Genomic DNA, 17,584 nt, shown 5'->3' on the forward strand with positions numbered 1-17,584 from the left:
AGCCCTTTGGAGAGATTGCTTAGGATCGTTCAAAATACATACCCTTTTTACAGGTAAAAAAGATTCATACTCTGGGGGATTGATATGCAAATGAAACGTGTTGCACTCTGGATGGCAGCTTTTTTTCTCTCTCTGTCTTTTCTGTCACCTTCCGTGGGACTGGGTGTGGAAAGATCCGCAGCCAGGAAGGCCAAGGTACCCGGCGCCTCCGGGAAGGCTGCGAAAACAGAGCCCGCTCAGACGAGCACGGCACCTTCGGAAGCCTCTCCGGGTCAGATCGATGCCCGGGGTGCTGTCCTGCTGGAGGTGTCGACGGGCAGCCTGCTCTTTGAGCAAAATGCCGATGAGGTCATCGAGCCCGCTTCCTTCACGAAGATCATGACGCTCTACCTGGTCTTCCAGGCACTCAAACAGGGGGTCATCCATCTCAACGACGAGGTGTACATCAGCGAGGCGGCCTGGCGAACCGGGGGCTCCAAAATGTTCGTGGGGATAGGGAGCAAAGTCCCTCTGGAGGATATTCTGAAAGGCATTGCCGTGGTTTCCGGCAACGATGCCTGCGTGGCGGTGGCGGAGCATGTGGCGGGGAGCCTTGACGCCTTTGTGGATGCCATGAATCAGAAGGCCAAGGAGTTGGGAATGACCAGGACCCATTTCGTGAATCCTCATGGATTGCCCGCCGAGGGACAGGTGACGACCCCTCGGGATATGGCCACCCTCGATCTGTCCTATCTCCAGCACTTTCCCGAATCCCTCAAGTATCACTCCATCAAGGAAATCTCGTACAACGGGATCATGCAATACAATAGAAACCGCCTCCTTCTGAGGGATTCGACCGTGGATGGCTTGAAAACGGGCTTCGTGGCGGAAGCCGGCTATCACCTCGCAGCCACGGCGGTACGCGACGGGATGCGTTTGCTGGCGGTGGTCATGGGCGCGGCGAGTCCTTCAGTGCGTGAGCGCGAAGCCTCCAAGCTCCTCAATTATGGATACCGCTACTATACCCTGGTCCAACCCTTCCCTGCAGGCCAGCCGCTGAAAAAGGTGCAAGTCTGGAAGGGAAAGAAGGATGAGGTGGATCTTTATCCCGTCGAAAGCCCCAACTTCCTGGTCCGCCAAACACAAAAGAATGTATTGAAATGGGAGGTGCAGGTGCCGGATGAGATCACGGCCCCCGTCACGGCAAAGCAGCCTGTCGGGCAGGTGGTCTTCTTCCTGTCTGGCGAGCCCAAAAGGACTGTTTCACTGGTGAGCCAGGAGGACATACCACAGGGAAACTGGTTCAAAAGGGTGTGGCAGACCTTGCTGGCCGTTCACAAAATCAACTGGCGATGGTTTACAGGGATCATGGGGGGAATCGCTCTTTTCATCATTGCATTTCTCGCCGTCACGAGGATGCGCTCTTCTTCACGGCGGTCCCGGTCCTTCGGCAGGTAATTTCTCTCTCCAGGCTTGTCCACAAATACAAAAGCGTGGATGCCGAGGGATGCACCCTTGTTCAAGATGCATCCTCCGGTCTCTCCACGCCTCTGTATGGAACGGATGGAGCCCCGGGTTGGTGTGATTATCGGCGGCTCTTCTTTTTGGTGAGATTTCCTATCTCACAGGAAGGCGCCATTCAGGAAGGGATCCCCAGCTTGGGAAATATCCAGCGATTGATCAAAAACCATCCGACTGCTGCCGCGATAAGAAGAAGCAGGTCCCAGGTCATTGTTGTCTCCAAGTTTCTTTAACAGTCTAAGGGTGAAACCTCAAAAAAAGAGGCGCTTCAAAGGATCGGTCGCTTCAGCTTCCAGCCGAAGTGCTCTCAACATCACTTGAATCCCCGGCTGGGACCGGCGGAGTCGGAGCTGGACGCACCTTCCGTTCCCGTCGCCTTGCAGAAACAGGACATGACACGTTCCACTGCGTGCCCCTCGCATTGTGGACACGCCACCTGGTCCTCGTCGGAGGAATTCAACACCAGGATTTCGAAATCACTCCGACAGTTTTTGCACCGATACTCATAGATGGGCATGCTTGCGTTCTATCCCTCCCTAAAAAGAATCACTGGTTGTTGCATTGAGCCTTGGGGCTTTGAAATGCCTCCGTCTAGAAAACTGAATAAGAATAATGTTTCTCACGAGACTTTCAAGAGGAGAAAACTGGGGTCCTCCGCGCCACGAATCTCCAGGCCGGTTCGGGATGCATCGCTGGTTCAGGCTTCCTTGGCGGGGATGGGCCACTCTCCCCGGCTCACCAGCACCTCCTTGTAGGCCGACAGCGCCGCGTTGACCGCGGGAAAGCCTGCGTAGATGCCGATCTGAAAAATGGTCTCTCGCAGCTTATCGGGAGGAGTGCCCACATTGAGCGCCCCATGAAGGTGCACTTTCAGCTCGTCGATTTTCTGCAGGGCCGCGAGAGCGGCGACGGCGACCATCTGCCGTTCGGGCAGGGGCAATATTTCGCGGGAGTACATATTTCCCGTGATGAAGAGGGAGAGATCACGCGCCAGCCCCGGATCGAATTCCTTCCACAGACGATAAGGGACGTCTATGGCCACGGGACCGGTGAAAAGAGCCTTTGCCGTCTTCTGTGTTCTTTCTACAACGTCTTCTTTTCCCATAAAATTACCTTTCGTAAAATTTCCATTGTGAGATTTCGCGGTTTCCAGTCTCTAAGGGTGCTCCATGGTTATATTCAGGGCGTGCCGGCACTGTGGAGCGTCCTCTGGAACGTTGCATCGGCGAGCTGAGCATTGCCGATTTTCTCAAAGTTGACAAGAAAGAAGATAGCCTTTAAGGTAGCAAAGTTTTGAATTCAGAGAAAAATATTGAAAGAAACAGAGATGAGGAGAAATCATGAAATCTTGCGAGTCAAAATCTTGTTCGAGTTGTGCAAGCAACGATAAGAAGTCAAAAGATGAGCTGATTGAGTGCAAGCTGGCTCGGATCAAGCATAAGCTGATTGTCATGAGCGGGAAGGGCGGGGTGGGCAAGAGCAGTGTCGCGACCTACCTCTCGCTGGCTCTGGCTCAAAAGGGCTACCGGGTCGGCCTGATGGATGTGGACCTGCACGGCCCCAGCATTCCCAAGATGTTCGGACTTCATGGGCTGCTCAACATCACTCCCGAGCAGGAAATCATCCCCCATGAATATCGGCCGAACCTCAAAGTCGTATCCATAGAATCCATGCTGGAGGACACTGATTCGGCGGTCATCTGGCGAGGGCCTCTGAAGCACGGCGTCATTCAGCAATTCATCGCCGATTGCAAATGGGATGACCTGGATTTTCTCGTCGTAGACTGTCCTCCTGGAACTGGTGACGAACCCCTGAGCGTGGCGAAGCTGATTCCCGGGGCCAAGGCGGTCATCGTCACCACGCCCCAGGAAGTGGCGCTGGCCGACGTGCGGAAGTCCATCAACTTCTGCCGAAAAGTCAATATGGAAATGGCAGGCCTTGTGGAAAACATGTCGGGGCTTTTCTGCCCTCACTGCAATGAATTCATTCCCATCTTCCGCACCGGCGGGGGGCAGAGGACCTCCGAGCAGATGAAGATCCCCTACCTGGGAGCACTGCCTTTCGATCCTGCAGTCGTGGAAGGCGGAGACCTCGGACGGCCCGTCCTGGAGGACGAAACGGAAACGCCCTTCAAGAAGGCCGTCGTCGCGTTCGCCGATGCGGTCCTGGAAAGGCTGAAGGACAGTCCGCCTCCCTCCACGGAAAAGGACCAGACGGTTCACTGAGAAGACATTTTACCCACAAGAGAAGGATTCAAGGCAACCATGTTCAACATCTCTCTGGAACAGAGCTCCCTGACGGATGAGCAACTGAAGGCTCTCCATGAAATGTGGCTGCGATGCACCCGGCGCATCATCCTGAGCACGACGCTTGCGGGAAGCGGCCATCCGGGTGGATCCATGTCTTCCCTGCACCTGCTGCTGATGCTCTACAGCACGCTGCGCCATCGGCCCGACGACCCCTGCTGGACCGAAAGAGACCGTCTGCTGGTGAGCATGGGACATATCAGCCCCGGCGTCTACAGCGTCCTGAGCGAGTTCGGCTACGTGCAGGAAGAAGACGTCTTTCTGGATTTCCGGCAGGCGGGATCCTGCTTCCCGGGCCACGTGGAATCCTGCGTGCCCGGTGTGGAGTGGAATACGGGCAACCTGGGTCAGGGGCTGTCGGCAGGAGTGGGCATGGCTCTCGGTCTGAAGCTCCACAAAAATCCGGGCAGGGTAACGGTTCTCATGGGAGATGGGGAGCAGCAGAAAGGGCAGATCGCCGAAGCCCGGCGGTTTGCCGTCAAATATGAGCTCGGCAATCTCCTGGGGATTGTGGATCGCAACCATCTCCAGATAGGAGGCAGCACCAACCAGGTGATGCCTCAGGCCATCCGTGCCGACTATGTTGCCGCGCGCTGGAACGTTTTCTATGTGGAGGACGGCAACGATTTTCAGCAAATCTTCCAGGTTCTGAGAAAAATTCATCGCCGTGATGTAGACGACCCGACCATGCCCTCGGTGGTGGTGGCCCGAACGGTCATGGGCAAGGGCGTGTCCTTCATGGAGAACAAGGCCAAATATCATGGCTCCACCTTGAACATGGAGGAAGCTGCCCAGGCCTTCGCGGAACTGGGGATCGATAATCCTCTGCCGGAGCTCAAGGAAAAGCGCAAGGTCCGGCAGATTTTTCAGAACCATTTCTGTACGACACAGGGCCACCCGCAAATCCTGACGGGAGAGCCCAGGACCTACGGCCTCGATGACCGAACGGACAATCGTTCAGCTTATGGGGCCGTCCTGGAAGATCTGGCGCGCCTGAACAACACAGGAGAAGTTCCGAAAGTCCTCTGCTTCAGCTGCGACCTGGAAAGCTCCGTCAAGATGCAGGGCTTCCACAGGCTGTCCGATAAGGCCTTCTTTGAGGCGGGAATCCAGGAGCATCATTGCGCCACAATGGCCGGAGCCGTGAGCAAAGAGAATTTTGCCGTTTTTTTCAGCACATTCGGAGTGTTCGGGGTTTGTGAAACCTACAATCAGCATCGCCTGAACGACATCAATGACACGCAGGTGAAGCTCGTCTGTACCCACGTCGGTCTGGATGTCGGGGAAGACGGACAAACACACCAGTGCATCGATTACCTGAGTCTCCTGCAAAACCTCTATGGCTTTTCCATATTTATGCCGGCCGACCCCAACCAGACGGATCGCGTCGTCCGTTACATCGCTTCCCGCTCTGGAAATTTCTTCGTGGGCATGGGACGCTCAAAGATGGCTCCCGTGCTGGACGATAAGGGGCAACCGGCATTCGGCGGGAGCTACCAGTTTGAGCCTGGAAAGGCCGACTGGCTCCGCCGCGGCTCCCATGGCGCCATTTTGAGCTACGGGCCGGTCCTGCAGTTCGCCCTGGACGCCCGTGACGAACTGGCTCGGCAGCATGGGCTGAATCTGGCCGTCTTGAACTTCGCCTCCATCAAGCCCATCGACACGGCTTCCATTCTGGAGGCAGCCGCCACGGGTCTCCTGATTACTGCGGAGGATCACCATGCGGATACAGGTCTGGGAGCCAGGGTCGCTGCCGTTCTGACAAACGAAGGCCTGCCCAGCCGGCTGATTCGGTTGGGGGTCAAGAAATACGGGCAATCCGGCAAGCCTTCGGATCTGTATCACTCCGAAGGGCTGGATGCGCCGGGAATCGTCCAGGCCGTTCTGGATGCCAGGGCGAAGGGATGGCTGAAAGCGTAACGGCAGGACCGGTGCAGGCTGGCGAAGGTTTCTATTGGAGCCCTGTCCTGAGAAATTGATCCCGCCATGAGGCTCTCCCCGTGTTTTGATGCGGGGATCAACATAAAGAAGGCTTGTCCGGGCCATGGCCCGGGCAAGCCTTCTTACTTTCCACCGCGAAGGGTAGACCGCCAGCTGCTCAGCAACCGTACCATCATGCGGGTTCCTGCGTTTTATCCTTGTAGACCTGAATCATGTCGGGAATCAGTTTTCGGATGAACTGCCCCCGGTCGGCCTCGAAGGCTTCCTGGTACCCCTGAAACCCGGGATGCTGCGGGGAAAGGGCAGGGGTTTGATGCTGGCGGGCAGCGAACCGGTCATTGAATTCCTCTACCATCTCCACGAAGGGCACATTCAGGGTGTAGAAATCCTCGATCCATCCCAGCCGGTGCAGGGCTTCAAAGCGCAGCTGGTCCAGCATGAAGAGGGCAATATCCATCACGGCCATTTTGGCGGGGCTCTCCAGGTTTTCGAAGTGTCGCCCCGGCCCCCAACCTTTCACACCCATGATGAATTCGTACAGGAGAGGGGAAAACTCTTCCCCTCCCTGAATCAGCTTGGCAAGGGTCGCATCGCTGATATCCTTGCAGCAGGTCCTCGCGTCGAAGCTTTCGGAAAATCGATGGATCCAGTGTTGGAAGCCTCGTTTCGCCGCCAGCTGCCGGCGTTTTTCTTCCAGATCCAATATCTCTGCCACTGCATCTCCTTGAAAGATTGAAGTTTGACTCGTGACATGTGCCATGAATCTCGACCAAACGGAGTGACAGCTCCCCGTCGACTCCGTGCATCCCAGAAACTATCCTCAAAATATGTCTGCCGAAAAGGTGTAGATTTCCGCGTCGGGATCCCGCCAGGCATCTGAGGGCAAACCTGCCTTGCGGCACGTCCATTGGAGGAATGTCTCCCGATCCCAGCCATGCTCCGTCGCCACCTGCGGCAGCAGGAGGCCGGAACGGTGGCCCTTTCGCAGCCAGAGTCCGTGCTTCCCAACCTGGATCCGGGCAGGGTCCGTGATACGTTCCATGGGGGTCAGGATGGAAAGCTCCACATCGATTGCATCCAGTTCTTCAGGCTGCAGGGCGCAGAAGCGCGGGTCGAAAAAAGCCGCCTGAATGGCCATGTCGCGGATGGTTTCCAGGAGTGGACCCCGGCCTTCGATCATCCCAACGCAGCCCCGCAGCTCTTCTCCCTTGTGGATACAGACGAACGCTCCCCGGTGCTCCTTCAGTTTGGGCGTGGCCTGGGGAAGCTCCTTGACGGGCTTTCCCAGGCACCGATTGCGGATCGCCTGGACGGCAACCTCGCGCAGAGTCTTCTTTTCGTCCTCTGTCAGCCCAAGATCCACTCCCACTTTTTGCTCTTCGGCAGGGGAGGTGTCCTTTCCAGCCTCCGCGACTCTGTAGACAGCAGCCGCCATGTACCCAACGACCCCTCTCTTATCCCCCGTGATGTCCCCGGAATTGGCGTAATGCAGCACTTTGGCATCGGCAGGTCCCAGGCTGCGGGCCATCAGCATGAGGGTCAGGATGGGACCGGCACCGCAGGCTTCGCCGCGGCTGTTCTGAAGATCTTCCCACAAGCCCTCGGGATCGTAGGAAGAGACGCGGTCCAGGACTTTTTGATCCAGCTCCCGGGCTTCCCTGTCGGAGTGGAAATGGGAAAGATCGCTGCTTGCGATGACGAGAGTATTCTTTCCCCTGCAAATCGTGGCGAGCAGTTCCGCCAGACGACGGCAGAATTCGATGGATTGACTCCCCATGACAATGGGGGTGAGCTTAAAATCCTCCAGTACGACCTGCAAAAAGGGAAGCTGGATTTCCAGGGAATGCTCCTGGGCGTCTGCCTGGGGCACATATTCCACAAGGGAAGGGTGCTGCAGCAGAGCATCGATGATCTCGTGGTCCAGAGGAACGACTCCGAGGGGGGTTCTGTACCCGCCCAGGGGGTAGACACTGGCTCCTTTGAAATATGCGCGGTGGCTGGGCGCCAGGATGACGACGCGATGAAAGGGCCGACCCTTCAGGAGCTTGTACGCGTAAGCAGCGACTCCCCCCGAATACATGTAGCCCGCATGGGGGACGATCAACCCCAGGATCTCCCCCTGCACGGGCGTCAGATTGGCCTGGTCCAAATACCTGCTGATATCCTGCTTCAGGGTCGCGGGATCGCCGGGATACCAGCTCCCTGCAATGACGGATTCACGAATTTTCTCTTTTGCCATGGGATCCTCCCCTTTTGAGACAGGCCACCGGCCCGCAAAGGAATCATTTTTTCTGGTTGCAGGGGATCATGGTCTTGCGAGACAGTGGCGGACATGATGGTTGCCATACTGCCACTGTTGAATGTATCTAACCATGGCGCTCTGAAACTGTCAACAAACAAGCCGGAGAGACCGGATGGGCGGGAACAGGGTGCTTTCGGTGGAGCCGGAAAGCCCTCCCTCACCGTTCCAGTCCCTTGATTTAAGATACGGAATTCTATATGGTACGGGGCCTTCGAGGGCGAGAGGCATGACGCCTCCCGGAAGGATGGGGGGGTGGCCCAGGAAGCCATTGCCGGGGGAACTGTCGGGCATGAGGGCTCCCCTTCGCCTGGAGCTCATTTGCGGACAACGATCTTTCATTCAGGAACAGCTGGAAAAACTTTTATGAAAGTGAATCTCAAAAACGTCGCCGTAGTGCTTCATGAACCGCATTTTCCCGAGAACATCGGATCAGCCGCCCGGGTGGTGAAAAACATGGGCCTGGGGCAGTTGATCGTCGTCAATCCGTTCGACTGCGATCTGACGCGCATCCTGAGGCTGGCGACGCACGCTGCGGAGGATGTGGTGGCGGAAATAGAGGTTCATGACACTCTCAGGGACGCTCTGGCACCGTTTCAATTCATCGTGGGAACCACCGCAAGGATGGGGTCGCACCGCCACGGCATTCAAACCCCACGGCGCATGGCCCAGGAACTGGCAGCCGTCAGTGCCGACAATCGGGTCGCCATCCTTTTCGGCACTGAAAGCCGGGGCCTGGCCAACCAGGAGCTGCGCTACTGTGATGCTCTCGTCACCATTCCCACGGCGGATTTTTCATCCCTCAACCTGGCCCAGGCCGTCATGGTCATCGCCTATGAGCTCTATATCGCCACCATCGAGGAGCCCCAGCGGTTTATTCCCCGCCTGGCCAACAGCCATGAACTGGAGGGAATGTACGACCACCTGACGCGGACGCTCTCCCGGATTCACTTCATCAATCCAGAGAACCCTGAATACTGGATGACAAGCGTGCGGCGGGCTTTCAGCCGTGTGGGACTCCGGGCCAGGGATATCAAGATCATTCGCGGTATCTGCAGGCAGATCGAATGGTATGCAGATCAAAAAGACAAACAGGAGCCCCTTCCCGTTTCATCAGATGCGGGGCAATGACCGGGAGGGGCTGAGCGGTCGGTTTCAAACAGCACACGATCCTGTCGCTCTTTCGTGAATGCGGGGGGCTCTATTCCTCGATGAGAATTTTGTGATCCACCAGGGACATCTTGCGAATCCGGCCCCGAACGGTTTTCTGCTCTCCGAAGATATTGGCGATACGTACCTCGTCCCCTTCGTTTTCCAGGACGTCCACAGCTTCCAGGATCAATTCCTCTTTACCGTTCTTAAAGAAATAGGCGTTGGCTTCGCACATGGTATTCTCCTCAGATCTTGGTCCGCCGATGCTGAATGTTCTCCCGGAAGGGGAGTCAAACACCCTTCCGGATCGATTGCCCTTTTCATGGCCCACTTACCTTAATACAAAACTTGCATCTGTTCAATGGGCCTGTCCACAACAGATGCTCACGCGGTCCGGCGGTTCCTGCGCTTTCCCAAATTCAATTGGATGAAATTTGAGACCTGTTTCATCGGACTTATAATTGACATCCATCTTCATGTGTGACATTCAGGCCTCAGTCGAGAGAACGATTCCACGTCCATTCCACATCCATACCCCTGGAGAGCAGGGCAAACGGGAGGCTCCCCCATGCAATTCATCGATCTGGCTCAGCAGCAGAAGCGGATCAGAGCGAACCTCGAAAAGCGGATACAAGCCGTTCTCGACCACGGTCAGTACATCATGGGGCCTGAAGTCCTGTCCCTGGAACACACCCTGGGGGAATATGTGGGGGTCGAGCACGCCCTGGCCTGTGCGTCCGGAACCGATGCGCTGCTCCTGGCCCTGATGGCCTACGGCGTAGGGCCCGGGGACGTGATCTTCACCACCCCTTTTACCTTCATGGCGACGGCTGAAGTCATTGCTCTCCTGCGGGCCGTGCCCGTCTTTGTGGACATTGATCCTGTCACCTTCAACATGGATCCCGTCCAGCTCGAAAAGGCCATCCACGCATTACGCCGGCGGGATTCCACCACTCACCCCCTCCCCGAAGGCCTCCTGGGGGAAGCCACTGAAGCCAGGGGAATCATGCCCGTGGATCTCTTCGGCCTTCCCGCCGACTACGGGCCCATTCTTGCCCTCGCTGAATCCCATGACCTTTTTGTCATCGAAGATGCCGCGCAGTCCTTCGGAGGAGAGCGGAATGGAAAAAAGGCATGCGGACTGGCGCACATAGGATGCACCTCTTTCTTTCCCGCCAAGCCCCTGGGCGCCTACGGCGATGGGGGGATGTGCTTCACCCGGGATTCCGGGCTTCAGGACACGATGCTTTCCCTGAGGATTCACGGGCAGGGGAACAACAAGTACGAAAATCTGCGGATTGGAATCAACGGGCGGCTGGACACGCTTCAGGCAGCCATCCTTTTGGAAAAGTTTGCCATTTTTCCGGATGAATTGGAGCGGCGCCAGGAAGTTGCTCAACGTTATAGGGAGATGTTGAGGGCTGGGGGAGTCCGGGTTGCCGTTCCTGAGGTTCCGCCGGGATATACATCTGCCTGGGCACAGTATTCAGTCCTTGCACCGGATGCGCAAAGTCGCGAGACCTTTCTGGCGGCGCTGCGGGCGGGCGGCATTCCCTCGGCGATCTATTACCCGACCCCTCTGCACCTGCAGCCCGCTTATCGCTTCCTGGGGTATTCCTCCGGCGATTTTCCCGTGAGTGAAGACTGTGCGGGTAGAATTTTCAGTCTGCCCATGCATCCCTACCTCACGAGAGAGCAGCAGGAGCAGATCACCGCTGTCCTGTGCAGCGTCAAGGTTCCGTGACGGTTGTCCGGGCGATGGCATGGGTGAGAGAGGGGCTTCTGTAGAGGACCAGGCGCTCTGTGCCGCTTTGCAGTCGTTGTACGGGAACGAGTGTTTTGGGAGGGAAATGGGGGCCATAGGCGAGCAACGTCCCTTCCCAGCCGTCCAGCATGGCTTCCAGGGCATAAAAAGGCTTGTCGGGGTAAACGTAAAGGCAGTCAGCCTGCCGGAAATTCTGGGTGAGGTAGTCGGCACAGATGAACTGCGTCCGCTGCTGCATCCCCAGGCATCTGGCAGCGCGGAGGGATTCGCGGCACAACCGTTCATCCACTTCGATGCCGACGGATCGAGTGAACAAACCGGCCAGGCAGGCCACCAGCCCGTCTCCGCTCCCCAGATCTACGAAGAGTTTGAAGCGCGACAGGGGGATCGACTGGAAAAAATGGAAGACCTGCGGCGCCATGGATGCCGCCCATGCGCCCAGGGCCGTGAAACGGTAGGGCCCGCCACCCTCCTGTTCCAGGGCACTGTAACGCTTTTGGTAGTAGCGGGCGATGCGTGCAAAGTGCTCTTCCCCGTGCCCCATGAGCTCATCCCTTGTGGCGCAGGAGCGTTTTGGGACCGTAATAGCCCGCCGGTACGGAGGTGAGGGGGAGTACAACGCATCCCTTGCCCAGGAGTGCGCCGGGGTTGGTCACGGCATTGCACCCAATTTCCACCCGATCCCCGAGAATCGCTCCGAATTTTCTCAGCCCTGTGTCCATCGTCCGGTCCGCGATCTTGAGGCGAACGGAGCCCTCCCGGATTCTCAGGTTGGCCAGTTTTGTGCCTGCGCCCAAATTGCAGTCCTCTCCGAGAATGCTATCGCCGATGTAGGCAAAGTGGCCCGCTTTGGCCCCGTTCAGCATAATGCTGGACTTCATTTCCGTCGTGTGCCCCACGACACAGCGGTCCCCGACGATGCATTTGCCCCGGACATATGCCCCCTGGCGAATTTCCGTGTGAGCACCGATCCAGGTGGGGCCTTTGAGGAGGGCTCCCGGTTCGACGACGGAGCCCGGTCCGAGATAAATGTCCTCATCCCACAGGACTGAACCGGCATAGAGGACGACGGCTTCGGTGGTTTCTTTGCCCTCGACTTTCACACGAAAGGTTCCCTTCGTGACGTCGCCTCCCAGCAATTCAAAATCGTCCTTCCAGACTTTTCCCTCCCAGAGGAGGAGCGTACGCGGCAGAGGCTGCCGAAAAAAGCCGAGGGATTGCACATTGCCTTCGAGGTTTGCCTTCAGATAGGAGGGGAGATGCTCCAGGGCCTCCCAGACATGGCGGCATGGCGAAAAGAGCTCTCGGTGTGAGAAGAAATTCAGGTCGAAGAATGCTTCAGGAAGCAGAAAATCCATAAGATCGTCACCTGTTGAAAAGAATAAGGAGCTAGGCCTGCATCCGGGCATGCTCAATCTTGATGCACTTGTCCATCACGACGGTCAGACCCGCCTGGCGCGCCTTCTCGGCGGCCTCCTCATGCACCAGGCCAAGCTGCATCCAGACGACGTCCGCCTTCACCTCGATGGCCTCATCCACAATGGCGGGAATGACTTCAATGTTCCTGAAGATGTCCACCACGTCGATGTGCCCGGGAACGTCTTTGAGCGTCGGGTAGCAGGTTTCGCTGAGAACCTCCTTATATTTGGGGTTGACGGGAATCATCTTATAGCCGTGTTCTTTTAAATATTTAGCCACTTTGTGACTGTCCCGCTCCTCCTTGTGGGAAATGCCCACAACAGCGACGGTCTTCGCGCACTTCAGGATTTCAGTCACCTCTCGAGTCGTCGCGTTTGGACCTGGAATTTGGCACCCACCCATAATGCGCTCCTTTGCAGTTGGAAGGTTGATTGAGGAAGAACAAGGGGCCACTCGCGCCGTCGGTTCCCTCGGAGGGGCGTATTCTGGTGATCACTTGAAAATTGAAAGAATGGGGAGCCCCCAATGGCTCGGAATCCACTGGGAGATTGGCTTCTGCTTCCCGCGGCTCAGATTTCCGGTGGACCGGCGGGAATGAGGCAAACAAAGACAAGGGTGTTGTCCCCCGTGTTTCTGAATTGATGCTCTTCGTTGCCGGGAATGAAGACGACGTTCGCCTTCTCGATGTCCTCCCATGCGCCGTTGCGCAGCACCTGGCCTTTGCCCGCGTGAACGAAAATTTCATGCTCCCAGGCGTGCGTGTGGCAGGGGGTGTGGCCGCCTGGAGCCAGTTCAAAGATGCGCATGCAGAAGTTGCCGGCACCGTCGTCTTTGCCGATGACCACCCGCCCTGTGACCCCTTTGGCGGGATGGCTGTCAAACACATGCACGGGGGCCTCCGGGTATTGAATGACCTTCATGAAAATTTCCTTCTGGAGAGTGGAGGGGAGGGGCAAAATGCTGTGGAGACGATTTTACCCCGTCACGACCTCAGGAGAGAAACTTCTTTTTGAGCGTATCCCAGGGAAGAAAAATGGCAAGCAGTGCAGCGGAGATCAGGTAGAATGCCACAACCGATGCGGGGAAGGTCAGGTATAGTATCGCGTAAACGGGAAAGAGCATTGCAAGTGACAATGCGAACTTTATAGTAATTTCCACCAGGGTGCTTTTTTGATCTTGCTTTTCTTCCATCGCCTCACTCCCTTTGTTTGGTCGAGTGGTTTGAAACAGCGTCTTCGCGGGGTCTCGGACGCTGTGGCCATCATTCCCAACTTTTCCAGCGGCACACGCCGCCTTTGGGACAAGAATTTAAGCAAGCCGATTTTTTTTTGCAAGAAAAATGCACAGAATGTTGATCATTACTTCACAATGGGTGAGGGGAGAGGCTCGCACGATTGCCGGCGGATTCCTGCAAAAGCATCGTTAAAAACATTATCCATGGAAATTTTCCGATCTTTTTGTTGCACGGTCAAGACGCTTTGTGTATAAATGCACACGGAGAGCAGTGAGATTCATACGGAATGCAAAGCCTGTGCCCAACAAAGAAAACGACAACCTTTGGAGATGGTGCCCAAACGCTGGTGGGGTTCTCGATATATTTTAAAATCAGCTCAGGAGGATAAGCATGGCAAACGCAGTAACTCAAAGTATTCTGGTGGTCGGAGGCGGCATGAGCGGACTCGCCGCCGCCATCGAAGCAGCAGAAGCGGGCCACGAAGTCTATCTCGTTGAAAAAAATCCATATCTTGGGGGGCGAGTGGCGCAGCTTCATCAGTACTTCCCGAAGTTGTGTCCGCCATACTGCGGTTTGGAGCTCAACTTCCGACGGATCAAGAACAATCCCAAGGTTCGGGTCCTCACCATGGCCGAGGTGGAAGCCATTACCGGCCGGGAAGGGGATTTCGACGTCACCATCAAAATGAATCCCCGCTACGTGAACGAAAAGTGCACCGCATGCAACAAATGTGCGGAAGCCACCACCATGGAGATCGACAATCCCTTCAACTACGGGATGGATAAGATGAAGGCGGCCTATCTGCCCCACGACATGGCGTTCCCCATGCGCTACGTTCTGGATCCGGCGCTGGTTGCCAGTCCGGAAGCGCAGAAGGTGAAGGACGCCTGCCCCTATGGTGCCATCGACCTCACCATGGAGCCCAAGACTCTGACCCTGAAGGTGGGAGCCATCACCTGGGCCACGGGATGGAAGCCTTACGACGCCGCCAAGCTGGACACACTGGGATTCAAGACCTGCCAAAACGTCGTCACCAACGTCATGATGGAAAGACTTTCCGCCTGGAGCGGCCCCACGCAGGGGAAGATCGTCCGCCCCTCCGACGGGAAAGCCCCCGAAACCATCGCATTCGTTCAATGTGCCGGCTCCCGAGATCAAAACCACCTGCCGTTCTGCTCCTCCATCTGCTGTCTGGCTTCCATGAAGCAGGCCACATATGTTCGTGAGCAATACCCCGACGCCAAGATCTATATCTTCTACATCGATATTCGGGCGATGGACAGGCTCGAGACCTTCTACCAGAAGGTCAAGGAAGATCCCAATATCCGTTTCTTCAAGGGAAAAGTTGCCAAGATCGAGGAAGATCCGGCCACGAAGAATCTTATCCTGCGGGTCGAGGATACCGCCGCGGGCGCCCTGCACCAGATCACAGTGGATATGGCGGTGCTTGCGACGGGAATGCAGCCCAATTCATCCGAAGACACGCTCCCCGGATCCATCCCCATCGATGAATACGGATTTGTCGCAACCCTTCAAGCCCAGCCGGGCATTTATGCTGCCGGTTGCACCCGAACCCCCGTCGCCGTTTCCGAATCGGTACAAGATGGCACGGCCGCCGCACTCAAGGCCATCCAATCCATTGCCAGGAGGTAGACTCAATGGAGAAAAAATTAGCAGTATATATCTGTACGGGATGTGGCATCGGCGATGCCCTCGACATAGATCAGCTGAGCAATTTGGCCACTTCCGACCTTTCAGTTCCCATCTGCCGGACCCATGCGAATCTGTGCAGCCAGGAAGGCGCCCAGCTCATCAGAGACGATATGGCCAATGAAGGTGTCAACAGCCTCGTCATCGCAGCATGTTCGCCCCGCGTCATGTACGACGTCTTCAACTTCGACGGCGTTATCATGGAGCGCGTGAATCTTCGCGAGCAGGTTGTCTGGTGTCAGCCTCCCAAGGAGGAGGATACGCAGATGATGGCAGAGGATTACATGCGCATGGGTGTGACCAAAGCCACCAAGATGGACCTCCCCGAACCCTACAAGCCTGAAGAGGAGCTGTCCCGGGATATTCTCGTGGTCGGAGGCGGTCTGACGGGCCTCACCGCATCCCTGGAAGCGGTGAAAGCGGGTTTCTCCGTCGTTCTGGTGGAAAAGCAGGCCGAGCTCGGCGGCTTTCAGAAGAAGGTCGCCAAGAAGGTTACCTTCCCCTACAAAGACATTCAGGACAACGACATCGATCAACTGATCCAGTCCGTTCAGCAGAACGACAAAATCAAGGTCTACACAGGGGCCAAAGTCGAAAAGCTCGTGGGTGGGCCCTGTGTCTTCAACCTCACGGTAGCCCAAAACGGCTCCACCTTCGAGCACCGCATTGGAGCGGTGGTTCAGGCCGCCGGCTGGGAACCCTACGATCCCGCCAAACTGGACGCCAAGCTGGGCTATGGTGCTTCACCCAATGTCATCACCAATGTTCAGTTCGAAGAAATGAGCCTTGCGGGCAGCATCACCCGCCCCAGCGATCAGCAGGCGGTCAAGAATGTTGCTTTCCTCCAGTGCGCAGGGCAGCGTGACCCCAACTACCTGCCTTATTGCTCCGCCACCTGCTGCTTCACGGCGCTGAAGCAGGCCATCCAGATCAAGCAGCAGAATCCCGGCAGCAATGTATTCGTCTTCTTCAAAGAAATGCGCACCCCGGGTCAGGGTGAAGACTTTTACCGCAAGGCCCAGGAGGAAGGCGTTATCTTCGTTCGCTCTCAAGACCCGGAAGTCCTTGTCAGGGGCAGTAAGATCGAAGTTCAGGCTTTTGATGAGCTCCTGGGGGATACGGTCCTCCTCGGAGATCTGGATCTCGTCGTTCTCGCCACGGGCATGGTGCCTCGAACCGCTTTCGGCGAGGATTGCAGGGCAAAGGAAAAGAAAGAGGGCGAGCCTGAGGTCGAGGTTCCGCAGGATGCCATCCTTGCCTCGGACATTCTGAATCTCCAGTACCGCCAGGGGCCGGAGCTTCCCGGTCTGCAGTTTGGCTTCCCCGATTCACATTTCATCTGCTTCCCCTATGAAAGCCGCCGCACGGGTATCTATCCTGCCGGTCCGGTGCGCCGCCCCATGGGTGTGGCCAATTCCATCGACGACGCCACCGGCGCAGTCATGAAGGCCATTCAGTGTATCGAGCTCACCAGCCGCGGGCTTGCGGTGCATCCGAGGGCAGGGGATGCCAGCTATCCCGAATTTTTCATGCAGCGTTGTACTCAGTGCAAGCGGTGCACTGAGGAATGTCCTTTCGGGGCCATCAACGAGGATGAAAAGGGCAATCCGCTGCCGCAGCCCACTCGCTGCCGCCGCTGCGGCGTCTGCATGGGTGCGTGTCCCGAGCGCATTATCTCTTTCAAGAATTACTCGGTGGCAATGATCGGTGACACCATCAAGTCCATCAATGTACCCGAAGAATACGACGAGAAACCCCGCATCCTTGTTCTGGCCTGTGAGAACGATGCGTATCCCGCTTTGGACATGGTCGGTCTCCGGCGCATGACCTACAATGCCTGGGTGCGCGTGCTTCCCGTACGCTGCCTCGGCTCCATGAACCTGGTGTGGGTTGCCGACACGCTCTCCAAGGGCATCGACGGTGTACTCCTCCTGGGCTGTCAGCACGGCGAAAACTACCAGTGCCACTTCATCAAAGGAAGTGAGCTGGCAAATATCCGTTTGAGCAAAGTCAAAGAGACACTGGATCGACTCGTTCTGGAATCCGATCGCGTTCGCTTCGAAACGGTAGCTATCACCGACTACGACAAGCTCCCCGCTCTTCTCGACGAGTATGCTGAGAAACTCAATGAAATCGGTCCCAACCCCTACAAGGGTTACTGATTCTCTTGCCATGCCCCCATGTCCCTCCCGGACATGGGGGTGCCGATGAAAGTCTGGAGCCGGGAGCTGAAAGTAAAAGGACCCCCTGAAGCCCTA

17 protein-coding genes are annotated in these 17,584 nt (G+C 56.7%); 7 read left to right on the forward strand and 10 right to left on the reverse strand.

Going from position 1 to position 17,584, the window contains the following annotated elements:
• Positions 1–90 precede the first annotated feature (90 nt).
• Complete coding sequence (locus MWC30_RS03995) at positions 91–1,437, forward strand: D-alanyl-D-alanine carboxypeptidase family protein (RefSeq protein ID WP_244082863.1); 1,347 nt, start codon at positions 91–93, stop codon at positions 1,435–1,437.
• A gap of 376 nt (positions 1,438–1,813) precedes the next feature.
• On the opposite strand, the gene MWC30_RS04000 is transcribed toward MWC30_RS03995, so the two are convergent.
• Positions 1,814–2,017 (reverse strand): zinc ribbon domain-containing protein, encoded by a 204-nt coding sequence (locus MWC30_RS04000; RefSeq protein WP_244082864.1) that lies wholly within the window; start codon positions 2,015–2,017, stop codon positions 1,814–1,816.
• A gap of 180 nt (positions 2,018–2,197) precedes the next feature.
• The gene (locus MWC30_RS04005) at positions 2,198–2,605 is read right to left on the reverse strand and encodes a carboxymuconolactone decarboxylase family protein (protein WP_244082865.1); all 408 of its coding nucleotides are present in this window, start codon (positions 2,603–2,605) and stop codon (positions 2,198–2,200) included.
• A gap of 235 nt (positions 2,606–2,840) precedes the next feature.
• Here MWC30_RS04005 and MWC30_RS04010 point away from each other — a divergent pair, with 235 nt between their 5' ends.
• Positions 2,841–3,725 carry an Mrp/NBP35 family ATP-binding protein gene (locus MWC30_RS04010; protein WP_244082866.1) on the forward strand — a complete coding sequence of 295 codons (885 nt, stop codon included), beginning with the start codon at positions 2,841–2,843 and terminating at the stop codon, positions 3,723–3,725.
• A gap of 39 nt (positions 3,726–3,764) precedes the next feature.
• Positions 3,765–5,726, forward strand: coding sequence for a transketolase (locus MWC30_RS04015; RefSeq protein ID WP_244082867.1), 1,962 nt, complete (start codon positions 3,765–3,767; stop codon positions 5,724–5,726).
• A 193-nt stretch (positions 5,727–5,919) separates the two neighbouring features.
• Here MWC30_RS04015 and MWC30_RS04020 read toward each other — a convergent pair whose 3' ends face one another.
• A complete protein-coding gene (locus tag MWC30_RS04020; RefSeq protein ID WP_244082868.1) occupies positions 5,920–6,462 on the reverse strand; it encodes a hypothetical protein in 543 nt (180 codons plus the stop codon).
• Between the two features lie 105 nt (positions 6,463–6,567).
• Complete coding sequence (gene amrB, locus MWC30_RS04025; RefSeq protein WP_244082869.1) at positions 6,568–7,986, reverse strand: AmmeMemoRadiSam system protein B; 1,419 nt, start codon at positions 7,984–7,986, stop codon at positions 6,568–6,570.
• A 426-nt stretch (positions 7,987–8,412) separates the two neighbouring features.
• Between amrB and MWC30_RS04030 the strand changes: the two genes are divergently transcribed.
• The gene (locus MWC30_RS04030) at positions 8,413–9,177 is read left to right on the forward strand and encodes an RNA methyltransferase (RefSeq protein WP_244082870.1); all 765 of its coding nucleotides are present in this window, start codon (positions 8,413–8,415) and stop codon (positions 9,175–9,177) included.
• A 70-nt stretch (positions 9,178–9,247) separates the two neighbouring features.
• Here the strand turns inward: MWC30_RS04030 and MWC30_RS04035 are convergent, their stop codons facing one another.
• A complete protein-coding gene (locus tag MWC30_RS04035; protein ID WP_244082871.1) occupies positions 9,248–9,433 on the reverse strand; it encodes a CooT family nickel-binding protein in 186 nt (61 codons plus the stop codon).
• Positions 9,434–9,766: 333 nt separating this feature from the next.
• Here MWC30_RS04035 and MWC30_RS04040 point away from each other — a divergent pair, with 333 nt between their 5' ends.
• Entirely contained in the window at positions 9,767–10,942 is a 1,176-nt protein-coding gene (locus tag MWC30_RS04040; protein WP_244082872.1) for a DegT/DnrJ/EryC1/StrS aminotransferase family protein, read from the forward strand.
• On the opposite strand, the gene MWC30_RS04045 is transcribed toward MWC30_RS04040, so the two are convergent.
• The 5 genes from MWC30_RS04045 to MWC30_RS04065 all read right to left on the reverse strand — a co-directional run bounded on the left by MWC30_RS04045 (position 10,929) and on the right by MWC30_RS04065 (position 13,573).
• Positions 10,929–11,507 (reverse strand): hypothetical protein, encoded by a 579-nt coding sequence (locus MWC30_RS04045; RefSeq protein WP_244082873.1) that lies wholly within the window; start codon positions 11,505–11,507, stop codon positions 10,929–10,931. The two genes, MWC30_RS04040 and MWC30_RS04045, sit on opposite strands and share 14 nt — an antisense overlap.
• Before the next feature lie 4 nt (positions 11,508–11,511).
• Positions 11,512–12,321 carry a hypothetical protein gene (locus tag MWC30_RS04050; protein ID WP_244082874.1) on the reverse strand — a complete coding sequence of 270 codons (810 nt, stop codon included), beginning with the start codon at positions 12,319–12,321 and terminating at the stop codon, positions 11,512–11,514.
• 31 nt (positions 12,322–12,352) lie between these two features.
• Positions 12,353–12,784, reverse strand: coding sequence for a CoA-binding protein (locus tag MWC30_RS04055; RefSeq protein WP_244082875.1), 432 nt, complete (start codon positions 12,782–12,784; stop codon positions 12,353–12,355).
• A 167-nt stretch (positions 12,785–12,951) separates the two neighbouring features.
• Positions 12,952–13,302: a cupin domain-containing protein gene (locus MWC30_RS04060; RefSeq protein ID WP_244082876.1), complete on the reverse strand. Its 351-nt coding sequence runs from the start codon at positions 13,300–13,302 to the stop codon at positions 12,952–12,954.
• Positions 13,303–13,372: 70 nt separating this feature from the next.
• Positions 13,373–13,573: a hypothetical protein gene (locus MWC30_RS04065; RefSeq protein ID WP_244082877.1), complete on the reverse strand. Its 201-nt coding sequence runs from the start codon at positions 13,571–13,573 to the stop codon at positions 13,373–13,375.
• Positions 13,574–14,006: 433 nt separating this feature from the next.
• Between MWC30_RS04065 and MWC30_RS04070 the strand changes: the two genes are divergently transcribed.
• Together MWC30_RS04070 and MWC30_RS04075 are read left to right on the forward strand one after the other, a co-directional pair.
• Complete coding sequence (locus tag MWC30_RS04070; protein WP_244082878.1) at positions 14,007–15,269, forward strand: CoB--CoM heterodisulfide reductase iron-sulfur subunit A family protein; 1,263 nt, start codon at positions 14,007–14,009, stop codon at positions 15,267–15,269.
• 5 nt (positions 15,270–15,274) lie between these two features.
• On the forward strand, positions 15,275–17,488 hold the full coding sequence (locus MWC30_RS04075; protein ID WP_244082879.1) for an FAD-dependent oxidoreductase: 2,214 nt from the start codon (positions 15,275–15,277) through the stop codon (positions 17,486–17,488).
• The last annotated feature ends 96 nt before the right edge of the window (positions 17,489–17,584 follow it).

It is taken from the genome of Desulforhabdus sp. TSK (assembly GCF_022836495.1).
In the GTDB taxonomy this organism is placed as follows: domain Bacteria; phylum Desulfobacterota; class Syntrophobacteria; order Syntrophobacterales; family Syntrophobacteraceae; genus Desulforhabdus.

What these genes read in the sequence shown, in the direction of transcription:
- MWC30_RS03995 (WP_244082863.1), top strand. Translation starts at nt 91, where the DNA reads ATGAAACGTGTTGCACTCTGGATGGCAGCTTTTTTTCTCTCTCTGTCT.
- MWC30_RS04000 (WP_244082864.1), bottom strand. Translation starts at nt 2,017, where the DNA reads ATGCCCATCTATGAGTATCGGTGCAAAAACTGTCGGAGTGATTTCGAA.
- MWC30_RS04005 (WP_244082865.1), bottom strand. Translation starts at nt 2,605, where the DNA reads ATGGGAAAAGAAGACGTTGTAGAAAGAACACAGAAGACGGCAAAGGCT.
- MWC30_RS04010 (WP_244082866.1), top strand. Translation starts at nt 2,841, where the DNA reads ATGAAATCTTGCGAGTCAAAATCTTGTTCGAGTTGTGCAAGCAACGAT.
- MWC30_RS04015 (WP_244082867.1), top strand. Translation starts at nt 3,765, where the DNA reads ATGTTCAACATCTCTCTGGAACAGAGCTCCCTGACGGATGAGCAACTG.
- amrB (WP_244082869.1), bottom strand. Translation starts at nt 7,986, where the DNA reads ATGGCAAAAGAGAAAATTCGTGAATCCGTCATTGCAGGGAGCTGGTAT.
- MWC30_RS04030 (WP_244082870.1), top strand. Translation starts at nt 8,413, where the DNA reads ATGAAAGTGAATCTCAAAAACGTCGCCGTAGTGCTTCATGAACCGCAT.
- MWC30_RS04035 (WP_244082871.1), bottom strand. Translation starts at nt 9,433, where the DNA reads ATGTGCGAAGCCAACGCCTATTTCTTTAAGAACGGTAAAGAGGAATTG.
- MWC30_RS04040 (WP_244082872.1), top strand. Translation starts at nt 9,767, where the DNA reads ATGCAATTCATCGATCTGGCTCAGCAGCAGAAGCGGATCAGAGCGAAC.
- MWC30_RS04045 (WP_244082873.1), bottom strand. Translation starts at nt 11,507, where the DNA reads ATGGGGCACGGGGAAGAGCACTTTGCACGCATCGCCCGCTACTACCAA.
- MWC30_RS04050 (WP_244082874.1), bottom strand. Translation starts at nt 12,321, where the DNA reads ATGGATTTTCTGCTTCCTGAAGCATTCTTCGACCTGAATTTCTTCTCA.
- MWC30_RS04055 (WP_244082875.1), bottom strand. Translation starts at nt 12,784, where the DNA reads ATGGGTGGGTGCCAAATTCCAGGTCCAAACGCGACGACTCGAGAGGTG.
- MWC30_RS04060 (WP_244082876.1), bottom strand. Translation starts at nt 13,302, where the DNA reads ATGAAGGTCATTCAATACCCGGAGGCCCCCGTGCATGTGTTTGACAGC.
- MWC30_RS04065 (WP_244082877.1), bottom strand. Translation starts at nt 13,573, where the DNA reads ATGGAAGAAAAGCAAGATCAAAAAAGCACCCTGGTGGAAATTACTATA.
- MWC30_RS04070 (WP_244082878.1), top strand. Translation starts at nt 14,007, where the DNA reads ATGGCAAACGCAGTAACTCAAAGTATTCTGGTGGTCGGAGGCGGCATG.
- MWC30_RS04075 (WP_244082879.1), top strand. Translation starts at nt 15,275, where the DNA reads ATGGAGAAAAAATTAGCAGTATATATCTGTACGGGATGTGGCATCGGC.